This is a genomic window from Empedobacter sp. UBA5924, assembly GCF_002431085.1.
In the GTDB taxonomy this organism is placed as follows: Bacteria; Bacteroidota; Bacteroidia; order Flavobacteriales; family Weeksellaceae; genus Empedobacter; species Empedobacter falsenii_B.
Map to the genome: position 1 here is coordinate 41753 of NZ_DJDM01000009.1, position 17695 is coordinate 59447.

Sequence of the window (17695 nt, forward strand, 5' to 3'; positions counted from 1 at the left end):
CATTATTTGAGAGAGATCAACATTATCAACGACTACGAATACCGATTTTACCTTGACAGAAAAAGTAAACGAAAGCTTACCGAAAAACAGAAAGCATTTAAAATAAGAATAAACCAGAAGTTTATAAACTGGTTATCTGAGTATAGAAAACCGCATCTTGATTGATGTGGTTTTTTTTTGTATATTTTTACAAAATTACAATATTGCAAAAATTAATATGATCAACCAATACCAAGCTAAATATTACGCATACGAATTATCAAAGAAAGCTTCTTCAGATAGCCCAGAGAAGTTTGGAGCTACCTTAATGGATGCTAAAGTAGAATTGAATCCTCATCAAGTTGAAGCTGCATTATTTGCTTTCAAATCACCTTATTCTAAAGGTGCAATACTCGCAGACGAAGTAGGTTTAGGTAAAACCATAGAAGCTGGAATTCTATTAAGTCAAAAATGGGCTGAAGGAAAAAGAAAAATATTAATTATTTGCCCTTCATCACTTCGTAAACAATGGGTAAATGAATTAGAAGATAAATTCTATTTAAAAGCTGAAGTATTAGACAACATCTCTTACAACAAAAAAACAAAAACGGGTATTAAAAATCCATTTGATAACGGTTCCACAATCAAAATTTGTAGCTATCAGTTTGCTAGAAAACGTGCAGAAGAAATTCAGCTGACTTCATGGGATTTGGTAGTGTTAGATGAAGCGCATTACTTAAGAAATGCATACAAGTATGGTAATGTAACAGCACAAACCATTCAAAATGCTATTCGTGATTATAAGAAAGTTTTGCTAACTGCTACTCCGCTTCAAAATAGGCTTGATGAATTATACGGTTTGGTATCATTTATTGATCCTGAGATTTTTGGTGATATCAAAAGTTTTAGACGCAATTACATATTAGAATCAGGTAACAGGGATATTGACGGATTAAAAGAAAGATTAAATTCTATAGTGCATCGTACGTTACGTCGAGATGTCAAAGAGTTTATTAATTATAGAGAGCGTATACCAATAACGCAACAATTCACGCCAGCTAAAGAGGAACAAGAACTCTATGAAAAGGTCTTAGACTATCTAAGGCAGGAGCGAACTTATGCATTTCCTCCAGCTCAAAAACATTTAATGCAATCTGTAATTTTTAAATTATTAGGTTCCTCATCATTCGCAATTAGTAGAACACTCGAATCATTAATTAAACGATTAAAAATGCTACTTGAAAATTCTAAGGTAGTAGAAGATGATTTGTACGAAATGTTTTTAGAAGAATATGAAAATTTGGATGATGAATTTGATGAAGGAGAAATTATAGAGGAAGAGGATTTTACAGAAATAACTTTAGATGATAAGATTGCTATTGAAGAAGAAATTAAACAATTGGAAGAGTTTCTCATTTTAGCCAATAGCATTCAGCATAATGAGAAAGGCGAAAAATTGTTGATTGCTTTAGATAATGGTTTTTCTAAATTGAAAGAATTAGGAGCTCAACAAAAGGCATTAATATTCACAGAGTCTACCAGAACTCAACAATACTTACTGGAGCGTTTGTCAAAAGAAAAATATGCTGGTAAAATCCTAATTTTTAATGGAAATAATTCAGATCCAATTTCTAATCAAATTTATCGAAATTGGCTTGCAGACGACAAAAATGCAGGTAAAGTTACAGGGTCTAAAGCTGTAGATATTCGTCAAGCTTTAGTGGATGCATTTAAAAGCGATGATTATGATATTATGATTGCTACGGAAGCAGCTGCAGAAGGTATCAATTTACAATTTTGTAGTATGATCGTGAATTACGATTTACCATGGAATCCGCAGCGAGTAGAACAGCGTATTGGACGTTGTCATCGCTATGGACAAGAATATGATGTAGTGGTTGTCAATTTTATAAATTCTGCAAATGCAGTTGAAGCGCGAGTTTATGAATTGTTAGAGCAAAAATTTAAATTATTCGAAGGAGTATTTGGTTCTTCGGATGAGGTTTTGGGGACAATTGAAAATGGTGTAGATTTCGAAAAACGTATTATAGAAGTTTACAAACAATGCCGCACAAAGGAAGAAATTGAAACCTATTTCAATCAATTACAGAGTGATTTTGAAGATCAGATCAACGAAAAGGTTAAAGAGACGCAATCCAAACTCTTTGATCATTTTGAAGCGAGTGTTATAGATAAACTACGAACGACTTATTCGGAAACAAAAGTCTTTATTGAAAAATTTGAAAAATGGCTGTGGGAATTAACCAAATTCTACTTACAAAATAAAGCTCGTTTCATAGATGATGATTACACTTTTGTTCTCGATAATGGAGAGAGATATACATTAAATAAGAAAAAAGAAGAAGCCAAACGTTTTTTAATTAATGGTGCTGTTGCTCAAAAATTAATTCTTCAAGGTAAAAATGAAAGAACTCCTTTGGCGCATCTTTCATTTAATTGGTCAGATGCTAAAGCTACACATTCAGAAATTGAAAATTTAAAGGCTAAATCTGGAATAATTAGAATAAGCAATCTGGAGGTAATCTCAGAAATAGAATCTCATTCCGTATTACTTTTTTCAGGAATAACTGATGCAAGCGAACTTTTAAATGACGATATTTGTCGCTATATTTTAGCACTCAATTCTACAGTGCAAGATAGTTTTAAAAGGAATTTAGAAAATATTGATGAAATTCATTTGAAAGTTAAAACTGAGCGTCTTAATTATCTTAATGATACCGATGCGGCATTGATGCAACGTGAATTTAAGAAGTTTCATAATTGGGCGGATGATAAGATTGTAGAAACAGAAGCTGAGTTAAGAGAAGCCAAGAAACAAGAAAAAGAAATCGACAAACAAGCAATGCAAGAAGGTTTGTCTGGTTCCGAAGCTTTAGCTTTACAAGAGCAATTGGCAAAAGCCAAGAAAAAAGTTTCTCGTCTCAAAAGACAACTGTTTGATCGAGAAGAAGAAATTGAACAGGAACGTGATCAAATGATTGCGGAAGCAAAAAGCAAATTAAACAGAACAATAAAAGAAGAAGAAGTGTTTACCATTTCTTTTGAGTTGATATAAGTATGAGCAATTACATAAAATTACAAGAAGTTTTAAAAGAGATATTTGAGATGGATAAAGCGGATTTAGATTTTGGGATCTACCGCATTATGAATCAAAAACGCGATCAGGTAATGGACTTTGTAGATCGTAAATTACCAAAAGACATCAAAGATATATTGTCTCAGACCCAATCCAAAGATTCTGCAAGTATTCAGGCAGAATTAGATCAGATGGGTAAATCACTAGACGATGCTGGCGTAGCTCGAGAATCCGCACCTAAATATGTAGCGCTAAAAGCACAATTAGAAAACGCAGTTGATACCAATGCGTTAGAGCAGGAGGTATTTTCTTATTTAGCTAGTTTCTTCAAAAGATATTACAAAGACGGCGATTTTATTTCGTTGCGTAGATACAAAAAAGATGTGTATGCTATTCCTTATGAAGGTGAAGAAGTAAAATTACATTGGGCTAATGCCGACCAGTACTATATCAAAACATCAGAATATTTAAAGAATTATGCCTTTAAATTAAGCGATGGCAAAAAAGTACACTTCCAACTTAAAGAAGCCTCTACAGAGCAAAATAATAACAAAACGCAAGGAGATGCCGAACGTCGTTTTGCAATATTTGAAGATCAACCGATTGAAGTAGTAGACGGTGAATTGTTTATCAATTTCACTTACGAACAGCATAAGAAAACAGTTAAGCAAGACGAATTGTCTAAACACGCTTTTGAAGTAATTCAATCTAATATTCCTACTGAATTTACATTGGCGTTTGACAAAGCTCCAACGGAGAAAAACAAAAACCGTACGGTATTAGAAAAACATTTGAATGATTTTATTTCGCGTAACAGTTTCGATTATTTTATTCATAAGGATTTAGGTGGTTTCTTATCGCGTGAATTAGACTTCTACATCAAAAACGAAGTCTTATACATTGACGATATCAATACGGAAAATCCTGCCTATTTTACAGCGCAGTTATCGAAGATAAAAGCGTTGAAATTGGTAGCATCTAAGATTATCAACTTCTTGGCTCAAATCGAAAATTTTCAAAAGAAATTATGGCTAAAGAAAAAGTTTGTCATCAGTACCAACTACTGTATTACCTTAGACCGTATCCCTGAGAAATATTATCTTGAAATTGCTTCCAATGAAGCACAGCTAACAGAATGGAAAGAATTATTTAGCATTGTTATTCCGAACGGAAGTGAGGAATCTCTTCGTAACGAACCCTTCTTAGTGGTAGATACCAAGTTCTTCTCTGAAGAATTCAAAGACAAATTACTAGCAGAGTTCGATAATTTAGAAGAAGAAACCAACGGTTTATTAATCAATTCAGAGAATTTCCAAGCTTTGAATCTGATGCAGGAGAAGTATCAAGAAAAAATCGATACAGTTTATATTGATCCACCATATAATACCAATGCAACACCAATTGTATATAAGAATGAATACAAACACTCGTCATGGAATTCTTTAATACATGATAGAATGATAATTGGCAAAAGTCTAATTAGTAAAATTGGTTTTAATTTTATTGCAATAGATCATGCTGAACTTTATAATTTAGGAAAAATTGCAGATGGCCTTTATGGTGAAAATAATAGAATTGCCATAGTTGCTATTCAGCATAACCCAAAAGGAAGGAATCAAGCAGAATTTTTTTCTGAGAATTTTGAATACATGTTATGTTATGCGAATGATAAAGCTCATGCAAAATTTAACATGATAGCAATCGATCAAGAAGTTCTAGACACATTTACAGAACAGGATGATATTGGAAGATATAGATGGGAGAATTTTATACGAGCAAGAACTTCATGGAGTAAAGATAAAAAACCTAATAATTGGTATCCATTATATGTGAATATTGATAAAGGAACAATATCTCACATTTATAATGATAACGATTTAGAAATTTACCCAATTACTAATACAGGTGAATTTACTTGGAAAGCAATAAAAGATTCATTTATAGATCTAAATAAAGATGGCTATTTTAGGATAAGAAATGAAGATGGTCGTATAATAATAGAACACAAATATAGAGAGCAACAGGTTTTTAAAAATTTCTGGCATCAGAAAAAATATCAATCTGAGTTTAATGGTACGAATTTAATCAAAGATATATTGGGTGAGGCTAAATTTTCATTTCCTAAATCCGTTTATACTGTCTTAGATTCTATCAAAATTGTTTCTTTAAAGGATTCATTGATTTTAGACTATTTCGCGGGTTCTGGTACTACAGGTCATGCAACGATTAAATTAAATCGTGAGGATGGTGGTAATCGTAAATATATTTTGGTAGAAATGGGAACGTATTTTAATACGGTAACCAAACCACGTATTCAGAAAGTGATTTATACGGACAATTGGAAAAATGGTCAGCCGCAAGATAAAGAAGGGATCTCTCAAATCTTCAAATACCAAGTATTAGAATCCTATGAAGATGCTTTAAACAATTTAAGCATTGCACCAAAAACACAAGATGGTTTCTTACAGTTTTCAGAGGAAGCGCAAGAAGAATATTTATTAAACTATATGTTGGATGTAGAAACACAAGATCATTTGTTCAATATCCAGATGTTCCGCAATCCGTTCAATTATCAATTAAAAGTTACCCAAAACAACGAGTTGGTTGCAACAAAAGTAGATTTGGTAGAAACCTTCAATTATCTAATCGGTTTATACGTAGAGCGTATGCAACGCGTCGACGACATCAAATTTGTAGAAGGGAAAACACGCGAAGGTGCAAAAACCTTAATCATTTGGCGTAACCTAGAAACAACAACCAACGAAGAAACAGAGAAACGTTTCCGTAAAATCTATGATAGCGTACGATCTTCAGAATTCGACCAAATCTATATCAACGGCGATCATCACTTTGATAATATGCGAACAGGTGAAGATACTTTCAAAGTAAAATTGATAGAAGAAACCTTCTTTAAGCAAATGTTTAACATTTCGGAATTGTAAAGTTTTGCTAAAAATAAACTTATAAGTTGATTTTATGGAAATAGTTAATATATTTGCAAACAGATTGTTCGCACTTCACTATCAAAATGAGACGTATAATGAATACGATCGTTTGATGGATTTGTGGGACGATGCTGCATATATTTATGATTTTTTAAAGGAAAATATAGCTGATATTCCGAAAGGAAAAAATATAAAGGATATTGCAGAAGATATTATAGAGGACGCCTATGCTATCGAGGATACGTTATTAGAAATTACCGAAACATCAGACAAGACACTATCACAATTTTTCAAGCCATTACATAACCAAGAATATCAACTAAAAGTTTTGTCTTTACAAAAAGGTAGAGAAGACTACCTTAGAATTTACGCTGTTAGAATAGACGATGATACTTTTGTAATAACAGGTGGAGCAATAAAATTACCATTGCACCATTTGATGGAAGATCGAACACACACAAGTTTCGAATTACAAAAGTTAGAAAACGTAAAAGCCTATCTTAATGAAAATGGGATTTTTGACGACGACTCATTTTTTGAATTTTTAAATGAAAATTAAAATGACCAACAAAGAAAAATTTTTGACTTTAGTTTCAAACGCAGAAACAAAGACAGTTGAAAGAACAAAAGCTCGCTCTGAGCGTAGAAAATATACAAGACTTTCTAAAAGAATAGCCCTAACTATTTTAGCTCGTTTAGACGAGTTAAACTGGAAACAAAAAGAATTAGCTGAAAAAATAGGGGTAAAGCCACAACAAGTAAACAAATGGGTAAAAGGAAACGAAAATTTTACTTTAGAAACTTTGGTGTTACTTGGGGAAGTTTTAGGAGTAGAATTGATTGATGTGGTTACAAAATCTTCAACAAATAAAAGAGAAGATGTGAAAGTTTCTTTTTCAGAAGATTATGCAATTTTAAACACAATCAAATCCTTAAAGCCTGCAATTACAATGAGCGATGATAGGGTTTATGAGCATAAGTATGAATCCTTAACAGCTTAATTGATATGAATAAAAAAGAATTACCGATACCGTTTAAAATTGTTAAGGTAGAAGAAAATCAATTTTCGGTTTTCGAAGAAACATTGGTTTTAGAAGAACCTATCCAACAACAAATTGGTTTTGGTTTTGGAATAGATGCTGAAAGCAGAATTGTTGTAGTATCTATGGAATTTGTATTGCACAAACAAAATCAACCATTAATTAAATTAGAAATTGCTTGTTATTTTGAGATAGAGCCTCAAAAGTTTCAAGAAAAATTAGTACAAGCTGATGGTGTTGTATTGCCTTGTAGTTTGACAAAGCATTTGGCTATGATTACTATGGGAACTGCTCGTGGAGTATTATTTGCAAATACAAAGAATACAGAATTTAATAAGTTTATCATTGGTTTAGTAAATGTAGATAAAATGTTTACAGAAGATGTTCATATTGAATATTAAAAGATATGGCAAACTTCCACGAAAAACTGGTACTCAATAAATATATGCTATTTCTTTTCGGGATTGATAGCGTTGGGAAAAAAATTATAGGTAAAAATGGTGTAGAAATTTTTACCGATCTCAAACTTTCTTCCAACGAAGGTTATACCGAAGAAGGAAATACAAAATATTTGCAGTCGTTGATTAGTCATATGTACAACTCGGAGTACATGACAGCTACGATGTTGCAAACGTATGATGAGAATATTGTAAGATATACGAAACAAATTTCTGAAAAGAGAAGCGAACTGATTACTTGGAAATACTTCCAATATCTATCGCTTTTATTTACCGAAGTGTATTTGGATAAATACTTTCAGAATAAAGTAAAACTTTTGGCTGATTTAAATGAATTTGTAAATGAATTTAATTTGAAACAAGCAGAAGCGAAGGAGGGTAAGAAAAAAGGTAAAGATACTTTTGTAGCGCAACCTTTTACTTTAGAAAGCTTAAATAAGCTGGCATTTTGGAATGCAACAGGTTCCGGAAAAACCTTGTTGATGCACATCAATATCAAGCAATATTTGCATTATGCGAATCATTACAACCAGCATCACCAAAATAAAGTGTTGTTAATAACGCCAAACGAAGGATTAACAAAACAACACTTAGAGGAATTCAAATTATCAGATATACGCGCTAATAATTTTTCTAAAAATGATTCTGGAATGTTCTCTGGTAAGCAAGTTGAAATTTTGGAGATTACCAAACTAGCTGAAAATAGCGGTGATAAAACCGTAGCCGTTGAAAGTTTCGAAACAGACAATTTAGTATTGATTGACGAAGGTCATGGTGGAATGTCTGGTGATTCTTGGAAAAGATTTAGAGATCAGTTAAGTTTAACAGGTTTTGCTTTTGAATATTCCGCAACATTTGGTCAAGCAATTAATGCAGCTTCTGGAGCAAAAAAAACCGAGTTTACACAAGAATATGCAAAAAGTATTCTATTCGATTATTCTTACAAATACTTTTATGAAGATGGTTATGGAAAAGATTATCGTATTTTAAACCTAAAAGAGGATAATACAGATTATCAACAATTATATCTTACAGCAAATTTAGTATCCTTCTTCCAACAGCAGTTGTTGTACAAAGAAAAGAAAGCCGAGTTAAAGGATTTCTTATTGCATAAACCTTTATGGATTTTTGTTGGAGGTAAAGTAAATGCAGTACGTAAGGAAGGAGGTAAAGAAGTTTCTGATGTTTTAGAAATTATTTATTTCCTCACCGATTTCTTAAAGAACCCTACGGTATCTATTCAAAATATTGACGCAGTTGTTAACAACAGAGCAGGTTTAGTAGATAGTAAAGGCTATTCAATATTCGAACATTCGTTTTCGTATATTCAAGAGCAAAATTTAGATGCCACCACGATTTTCAGTTTGATTAATGAATTGGTATTTAACAATACAACAATTGGCGCCAATTTGTATTTAGATAATCTAAAAGGCGCAGATGGTGAGCTAGGATTGCGTGTAGGAGATAATGAGTATTTTGGAGTAATTAATGTTGGTGATGAAAAGAAATTACATGATTTAGCCATTAACAATAAAGTTTTGGGTACTGAACGTGATTTTTCCGATTCTTTATTTAAAATGATTAATGAAGAATCATCATCAATAAATTTATTAATCGGTTCTAAAAAATTCTCAGAAGGTTGGTCGTCTTGGCGTGTTTCGTCTATGGGATTGATGAATGTAGGGAAAAGTGAAGGTTCACAAATTATTCAATTATTCGGACGTGGAGTTCGTTTAAAAGGATATAATTTTTCCTTAAAACGTTCTACAGGATTAGATGAATACCAAAAGCCTAATAATATCAAAATCTTAAAAAAATATCTAAGACACTTAGAAACGCTTCAGATTTTTGGTGTAAAAGCTGATTATATGGAGAAGTTCAAGGAGTTTCTGGAAGATGAAGGTCTACCAATTAATGATTCATCTTGGATAACGATTAAAGTACCGACGATTCAAAAGGAGATTGTTCAGCAAAACAAATTAAAACTGATTGCGGTTAAAGATTCTGAAAATTTTAAACAAAAAGTAATTGTGCCTTTAATCTATAATGCTTCAATTTTTAATGGGAAGTTGGTTGAATTAGATTGGTATCCTAAAATTGATGTGTTGGAGAAGAATAACTCTGGAGTTGCAATTACTAAGAATGAAGCGATTTTGAATGATTTCCATCTTTCGATAATCAATTGGAATTCTGTTTATTTAGAACTTCAAAATTTTAAAGCAGATAAAGGATATCATAATTTGAAAATTGAGTTAGAGCAATTACAAGATATTATGCATCAAGTGTCTTGGTATAAATTATTAATACCAGAGCATAAAGTCAATTTCTCACAGTTTTCAAATACATTCATTTGGCAAGAATTAGTCATAACATTGCTGAAAAAATACATTGAGCAGTTTTATTTATTCTATAAAAATGAGTTTAGCTCAGACCACGTAGAAGCAATTCAATTAACAGGATCAGATGATAACTTTGTTTTAGAATATGACTTTAGGTTGAATACAGAGGAAGAAATTGAAGATTATCAAAACAAGATAGAGCAATTAAAACTGGATGTAGTAGAACCTGCATTTACAAATGTTCAAATTGGATCTGAGATAGATGCATTTGATAATCTATTACACTTGTACAAGCCGTTAGTATATGTAGGAAAAGGTTATAAGGAGAAATTGCAAGTAAGTCCAATTCCTTTAGATGCTTCGGAAAAACAATTTTTAGATGACCTTATTACATATGTTGGAACAAAACCAGCTTCTTTAGAAGGTAAGGATATACATGTTCTTAGAAATCAAAGCAAAAAAGGCTTAGGTTTCTTTACAGATGGTAATAATTTCTATCCGGATTTTATAGTATGGATTGTTGAAGGTGATAAACAAATCATTAAGTTCATTGATCCTAAAGGAATACGTAATTCAAAAGGAATAAATGATCCAAAAATTCAATTCTATAAAGTACTAAAAGATAAGATTCAACCGCAAGTTCAAAAAGCGAATATTGAGTTGGATTCCTATATAGTTTCCAATACATCATATTTAGATGTGAATTGGAAGGACACTTTAAGTATTGAGGATTTTAACAAGAACCACGTATATTTTCAAAAGGAGAATGTTGGCAGATATATTGGTGAGATTTTAGTTAATTAAGCTATTTTCATCCGTTAAATCATCCGTTTTTTTAAATTTAACTGTATAATTTATTTAAAATAGAGAGTTGTTGAAAGTCCCGCCAGCTCCACAAATCTCCTTTAAAAAGTTTTAAAGGAGGTTTTTTTATTAAGAAAACTAAGGTTCCCAAATAATACGTGTCATCACATCAAGGTTGGTTCCTGTATGTTTGGTGATAGAAACTCCAGTAACCAAACCAATCATTAAATTGTGTTGAATAGCCAATCTAATTTGAGGTCTTAAAGTATAATGAAATCCATCGCGGTCAATATCCATATTATTTTCAAGTCCAATAAAGTTTTTCGAATTTGGTAAAACATACATCATACTTGCATTTATAGTTGCTCCAACATCTACTTTTTGCTCTTTATAATGATGTTCAAAAATAGGACCTGTATAGATTAACGTGTTGAAATTTTTAAAATTCTTTGCTCCAATAAAAACAGGATTCATTTTCATACCCGTAAATACAGAACCTTGATGTCCTAATTCTTTAAAATTATTAAACTCAAATTCATGAACATAAGCTACAGCCAAAGACATTTTTTGTTTTTCATTTACTAAAAAAGTATATTGAGTTGCTAATTTTAAACCTTCAATTTTATTGTTCGGAACATAAATAGAGCCATCGTTATTATCGCTTTTGTGATTAAAAGAAAAAGGTACTTCAACCTCCAATCCCAAACGATCTGCAACAGCCCATTCATACTCAATAAAACCATTATATTCATTATATCCTTTTTTTGAGGTCACTCCAAATCCTACATTTATCTCAGCTTCTCCTTTTCGTGCGCCCAAATCACGCATCAAATCTGTATAGAGAGGTTCTGCATGTTCAACTTTAGGTTTTAATGTTTTTTGTTGAGGTTGAATGGTGATAATTGAATCATTTTTCGTCTGAGCTATCGTAGTAATTGTTAAGAAAGTGCTTGTAATTATTGTTAAGAAAAATTTCATTTGTTTATTATTTTGAGACAAAGGACAAAGAAGATTTAGGAAGAAATTAGGAATTGAAGTTTTACCCCTTTAAAAATCTAACCTATTAAATTTTGAAGTTTTTTGATACTTATCATTTTAAGAATAATAAAAACTATCTTATCTTAGTCGATGAATTAACACCACATTTAAGACAATCAAACAATTATGAGTTCCTACGAATATTATAACTTTCCGATACAGTTGATAAACGGTTTTTTAGATGATTCTAAAAAAGTTTTGATTGATATTTCACATTATTGTATTTATAGAGTTTTTATAGATAATTTCGAGAAATATTCGGGTTCTTTTACAGGTTATCAGAAGGCTTGTGATGATTTTGGAATCGAATTTAAAAATGTTGCAGCAGCTTATCAAAATGGTAAAGATTTGTATGAAGCAACAATAGATAAAAGTCCGATGGTTGGAATGACTTCTGAAATGTATTGGGATTATATGACCAATGAAAAATCTGAATTTGAAAAGGTTTTACTGCTTGGGGATCTTGCTTTTAAAAGCATTTTAGGTGCAAAATCATATATAAAATTGGATAATAAATATTGGTTTAGCCGAATGAATGGTTCTGTAAAATCAATTGCGAAAGAAGAAATTTCTCCAAAACTTCAACGTTATTTGAACGAATATCAAACCAAAAAGATTAAGAATCAATTAATTGCTGGTTGGGGATTAGCTTCATATTCAAGATATAATCGCGGATTTTATGTGAGTTATAAAATGACATTAGATGATTTGGCTTATCATGCAGAAAAGATTAGAAAATCTACACAAGATAAAAAGATCAAAAATGATGTAAAATCAGCTCACGAAAAAGCATTAGAGAGATTGGAGAAGGAAGGTCAATAGTGTATATATTTTATAGAACAAAAAACCTGAAGATTAACTTCAGGTTTTTATTTTATTTACGTTTAAAAAGGTTTTTAAAAAATCCACCTTTATTATGGTTTTCTCCATAACCATAACCATAACCATAGCCATAACCTTTTGTAAAGTCAACATCATTAATAACCATAGCCATATTCTTAAGTCTATTTTCTCTATATAAATCTCTTGGAATTGCTAGCATACGTTTATCTAAGTAGTTGGCACGAACTACGTACATTGTAATATCTGCATCGTCTGAAATTAATAGTGTATCAGTTACTAAACTTACAGGAGCTGTATCAACTATTACATAATCATAATGTTCCTTTCCATATTTAATAATATCATCAAATCGTCCATTCATTAATAATTCGGATGGATTAGGTGCTATTTGACCTGAATAAATAACATCGAATTTATAATGTGCAGGTTTTTTTATGATAATATCATCAATATTAACATCATTAGAAATTAAATATTCAGTTACACCATATTTATGTATATATTGATCAGAAATACCTAAATAATCTAATACTTTTGGACTTCGAATATCAGCTCCGATTAACAATACTGATTTTCCAGACATTGTTAAAATCTGAGTTAAGTTAGTTGATATAAATGATTTTCCTTCTCCACTAGTTGTAGATGTAATATAAATACATTGAGGATCTGTTGAGTTCTTTAATAAGAAATTTACATTTGTTCTTAAGATTCGGAAAGCTTCAGCAGCACTTGAGTTATCATTATTTTCTAATATAGAAATATTACTTTTCGGTACTTGTCCTGCGATAGGTGCTCCTACGGCATTTTCTACATCTTCTTTTGAATTAACTGTATTATTTAATAATTTGTATATATAAATTATTATAAAAGGTATTATAAGACCTACAATAAGCGCTCCTAAAAATATAATACTTTTTTTAGGGGAAACAGGTTCTTTTATACCATAAGCATAATCAATTACTTTAATATTTTCTGGTGTTGCAGCAGCTTTTATTTCATTTTCTTCTCTTTTCTGAAGTAAGAATAAATATAAAGCCTCTACAATTTGTTGTTGGCGAGATATATCTCTAAAACCACGCTCTTGACTAGGTACTTTTTTAATTTTTCCAGCAATTTGATTTTGCTTTCCTTGTATTGTATTTAAAATAGTTTGTGTGTTATTTCTATATAATTTTAAACTATTCTTCAGGTTTCTTTTTACATCATTTATTTGCTCTTGTAATTTAATAACATTTGGATGTTCATTTGTTACAGATTTTAACATATCTTCTTTAGCTAGGACTAGTTCGTTGTATGAAGATATTTCTGATGAAATAGATTTATCTTCTAAACCAATATTTGAAGGAAGTAAATCTGTACGAGACGTATTAAGAGCTCCATTCATATATTCAACTAATTGTAGTTGTGTAGAAGCATCTAATAATTTCTTTTCATTATCAGCAGCACTCTCTAAAAAAATATTTGCTTCAGAGGTAACATCTGTAATATTATTACTTTGTTTATATTGTTCTAATTGTTTGTCAACACCATCTAAATCGCCACTAACAATAGCTAACCTTGAATCAATAAACTTAGATGTAGCTTCAGTTAATTTATGGTTATCGCCTACAATATCTTTGTTGTAATTAATAATTAAATCATTAATTACTTTTTTAGAAATCTCAGGAACAGGACCTACTAATGAGAAGTTAATAATTTTAGAACTTTTTTCACTGTTAGGATCTATAGCAAGTTTCTTTTGGTAATTATCTACAGTCTTATCAATAGAATTTAAAACAATCAGATATTCATTATCAATTGATTTAGCTAAGTTTTTATTAGGACTGATAACAAAACTTCCAATCTTATCATTTATTTTTTGTCCAAAAGAATATTCCTTTTCTGTAGAAGTTGTTTTGTTTGTTAAAATAAATTTTGTTGTAGATTTTATTTGAACAATAAATTTAGCTTCTAAATCTTCATTGGTTTTATCAGCTTCGTTTAGAAAAATAATTTTAATAGGAGATTTCTCTTGAGTTAATTCAACTTCAGCTACACGACCTTTACTAAAATATTGAATATTTAAATTATTTTCTTCTACAACCTTAGTAATTAGTCGTTTTGATTTTAAAACATCAATTTGATCACCAACTTCAGCATTTGTTGAAGATCCCCCTCCAAGCATAGCTTGATCCATTAAACCAGCTAATTCACCTGTTGCAGATTCTTTCTCATTTAATAATATTTTAGCTGAAACTTGATATTGTTTCTGAGTATATTTAACATATAAAAAGGCTAAGGTTAAAGAAATAATAACTCCAAATACAAACCATTTCCAGTAATAAAGATATTGTTCTAAAATTTGTCTGATATTAATCGTTTCTTCAGACTCATCGAAGTATTGGTCTTCTAGGTTATTTTTATTTGTACTCATTTTTATTTAGAAATAACAGCAATTACAGATATTATAACACCAGCAACAGATATCCATAATGAATAGTTTGGTGTAAATTTAGATGATGAAATTTTAGCATTATTTGGTTCTACATAAATAACATCATTTTGGGCTAAATAATAAACAGGAGAGTTTAGTATTTCTTTGGATGTTAAATCGACGTTATATGTTTGTTTTTGTCCATTTTGTTCACGAATAACCATAATATTATTTCTAACACCATTAATAGTTAAATCACCAGCCATACCTAAAGCATCAAGTATACTTACTCTTTCGCTTGGAATTGTAAAATTACCAGGTTTAGCAACTTCTCCTAAAACGCTAATTCTAAAATTTGTAAAATTAATATTTACCCCAGGATTAACGATATATTTTGAGATTTTTGCTTTTAATTCATTTTCAGCTTCTGTTCTAGTTAATCCACCTACTTTCACATTACCAATTAACGGATAGTTGATATAACCATTTTCATCAACAGTATAAACCTTCGCATAAGGATTATTTTGCACCCCAGAATTTACTTGATAAACACTTTGTTGATTAAAAGGTTCTGTAGCTTTTATATCAGCAGCACTTACACTGATTGCTAGCATATCAGAAGATTGAATTTTAGGAATATATTCTTCGTATTTCGTAGTAGATTGTTGATCTCCTTGAAAGTAGACTAATTCTTTTTTTGATGCACAAGAAGAAATAGTGAGTATAACTATTACAATTAAAAGATTAAAAATTTTATTTTTCATAAATTAAGTTATCAAGTTTTTCAAATTCTGAGTTTTGAGATTTAAATTCTGGTACAATCTCTTTTATTTTAGCCACTAAATGCATGACTTGCTCATGTTTTTCTATGGTTGAAGACATTAAGCATAGTTCTTCAATTAGTTTTTTATTGTCTTGACATTTGTTTGTATTAACTTTTGCTATCATTATTTTTTCATGATGGGTCTTTACTGTATTTTCATCATTAGCCAATAACTCTTCATAGATTTTTTCACCTGGACGCAAACCTACAATTTTTATATCAATTTCTTCAGGATATTTAAAGCCACTTAATCTAATCATCCTTTTAGCAAGATCAATAATTTTCATTGATTCGCCCATGTCGAATACAAAAATCTCACCACCTTTTCCCATAATAGCCGCTTCTAATACTAATTGGCAGGCCTCTGGAATAGTCATGAAAAAACGTGTAATATCGGGATGTGTTACTGTCAAAGGACCTCCGTTTTCTAATTGACGTTTGAATAAAGGTATTACAGAACCATTAGATCCTAAGACATTGCCAAATCGAGTAACAATATAATTTGTTTTAGATTTTTCATTTGTACAATTTACATAAATTTCTGCCACACGTTTGGTTGCTCCCATCACGTTAGTCGGATTAACCGCTTTATCTGTTGAAACCATAACAAATTTTTCGGCACCAAATTCATTCGCTAAATCAGCAATAATTTTTGTTCCATAAATATTTGTATTAATTGCTTCATATGGAAATCTTTCCATTAAAGGAACATGTTTATATGCAGCTGCATGAAAAATAATTTGCGGATGATATTTATCAAAAAGGCTTAACATTCGTTTTCGATCTCTTACACTCGAAACGATATAATCTATTCTATTTTGTTTTTCTTCAGAAATTTCATTTTTTAAAGACTGTTGAACATCATATAGAGCCGATTCTGCCTGATCAATCAAAATTAGTTGAGCAAAATCCATCATAGCAAGTTGCCTTGAAATTTCACTTCCTATAGAACCTGCAGCACCAGTAACAAGTATTACCTTACCTTGTACATTTTCATTAATAATAGGGTTTTTCAACTTAATTGATTCACGACCTAATAAATCTTCAATTTTTAATTGTTTGATTTGAGCAGGCTTGTATGTACCATCAATCCAATTAGAAATAGGTGGAATTATTTTTATGTTTACATTCAAATCTTCTAATGATTTGGATAGATTTAATAATTGATTCGTTTTAATATTTTGAATAGAAATAATAATTTCTGAAATATCATTTCGTTCAATGAATTTATTATCAATATCATTTATAGAATAAATTTTAACACCATCTATAAATGTTCCAATTTTAGAAGGTTTATCATCAATAAAACCTACAACTTTATAATTAAACTGAGTATCATTTTGTAAAATATCTCGAGTAATTAATCCTGAATCTCCTGCACCGTAAATTAATATTTTTTGTTGTTCCTTATTTTTTGAGAAAAAATAATTATAAATCCATTTATAATATAATCTGGCAATAACCATTATTACTGTTGAAATAAATAAATGGACAAAGATAACAGAGTAAGACATTCTGAAAACATATGAAACAGGAGTGTTCTCCGAAAGATTAGATTCAATGAATTGTCTATAGATAAAAGAGATGAAGAAAAGAATCAGAAAAGCCGTAGTATTAGATACAAATACATTTTCAGCATCTTTTAACCCCGTTTTTTTTACAATTCCCTTATATGTTTTGAAGTATAGGAAACATAGAGTATATGCTGCTACAACAAATGGTAATTTAAATAATAATTTTTCTAAACTAAAAGAATTTAGAAAACTATTAAGTATAAAATTGGTTATTACATAGCTAAAGAAAACAATAAGTATGTCTAGCACTAATACTACCCATCTAGGAGCATTAAAGTGTTGGTTAAAAGGATTCAATATTTTAGTAATTTAAGTGGTGGTAAAGATAATAAAAAAATCAGG

General features: G+C 30.5%; 11 protein-coding genes. 7 read left to right on the top strand and 4 right to left on the bottom strand.

Annotated elements, in window-relative coordinates; genetic code table 11:
• The first annotated feature begins 217 nt into the window (after positions 1–217).
• From B3792_RS02260 to B3792_RS02285, 6 genes are read left to right on the top strand one after another with little or no spacing between them, the layout of a single operon-like run.
• Positions 218–3055, top strand: a complete 2838-nt coding sequence (locus tag B3792_RS02260; RefSeq protein WP_291068759.1) for an SNF2-related protein — start codon at positions 218–220, stop codon at positions 3053–3055.
• A 2-nt stretch (positions 3056–3057) separates the two neighbouring features.
• Positions 3058–6018 carry a site-specific DNA-methyltransferase gene (locus B3792_RS02265; protein ID WP_291068761.1) on the top strand — a complete coding sequence of 987 codons (2961 nt, stop codon included), beginning with the start codon at positions 3058–3060 and terminating at the stop codon, positions 6016–6018.
• A 34-nt stretch (positions 6019–6052) separates the two neighbouring features.
• The gene (locus B3792_RS02270) at positions 6053–6580 is read left to right on the top strand and encodes a hypothetical protein (RefSeq protein ID WP_286474569.1); all 528 of its coding nucleotides are present in this window, start codon (positions 6053–6055) and stop codon (positions 6578–6580) included.
• Between the two features lies 1 nt (position 6581).
• Positions 6582–7022: a helix-turn-helix domain-containing protein gene (locus B3792_RS02275; RefSeq protein ID WP_291068763.1), complete on the top strand. Its 441-nt coding sequence runs from the start codon at positions 6582–6584 to the stop codon at positions 7020–7022.
• Between the two features lie 5 nt (positions 7023–7027).
• Positions 7028–7462, top strand: coding sequence for a hypothetical protein (locus B3792_RS02280; RefSeq protein WP_286474575.1), 435 nt, complete (start codon positions 7028–7030; stop codon positions 7460–7462).
• A 5-nt stretch (positions 7463–7467) separates the two neighbouring features.
• Positions 7468–10662: a DEAD/DEAH box helicase family protein gene (locus B3792_RS02285; protein WP_291068765.1), complete on the top strand. Its 3195-nt coding sequence runs from the start codon at positions 7468–7470 to the stop codon at positions 10660–10662.
• Positions 10663–10800: 138 nt separating this feature from the next.
• Here the strand turns inward: B3792_RS02285 and B3792_RS02290 are convergent, their stop codons facing one another.
• Complete coding sequence (locus B3792_RS02290; RefSeq protein ID WP_038336266.1) at positions 10801–11640, bottom strand: HAEPLYID family protein; 840 nt, start codon at positions 11638–11640, stop codon at positions 10801–10803.
• Between the two features lie 186 nt (positions 11641–11826).
• Here B3792_RS02290 and B3792_RS02295 point away from each other — a divergent pair, with 186 nt between their 5' ends.
• Entirely contained in the window at positions 11827–12522 is a 696-nt protein-coding gene (locus B3792_RS02295; protein ID WP_219034502.1) for a hypothetical protein, read from the top strand.
• Between the two features lie 52 nt (positions 12523–12574).
• On the opposite strand, the gene B3792_RS02300 is transcribed toward B3792_RS02295, so the two are convergent.
• From B3792_RS02300 to B3792_RS02310, 3 genes are read right to left on the bottom strand one after another with little or no spacing between them, the layout of a single operon-like run.
• Positions 12575–14956: a GumC family protein gene (locus B3792_RS02300; protein ID WP_286494994.1), complete on the bottom strand. Its 2382-nt coding sequence runs from the start codon at positions 14954–14956 to the stop codon at positions 12575–12577.
• A 2-nt stretch (positions 14957–14958) separates the two neighbouring features.
• A complete protein-coding gene (locus B3792_RS02305; protein WP_125348880.1) occupies positions 14959–15720 on the bottom strand; it encodes a polysaccharide biosynthesis/export family protein in 762 nt (253 codons plus the stop codon).
• Positions 15710–17650: a polysaccharide biosynthesis protein gene (locus B3792_RS02310; protein WP_286494991.1), complete on the bottom strand. Its 1941-nt coding sequence runs from the start codon at positions 17648–17650 to the stop codon at positions 15710–15712. The genes B3792_RS02305 and B3792_RS02310 overlap by 11 nt, the downstream gene beginning before the upstream one ends.
• Positions 17651–17695 lie beyond the last annotated feature (45 nt).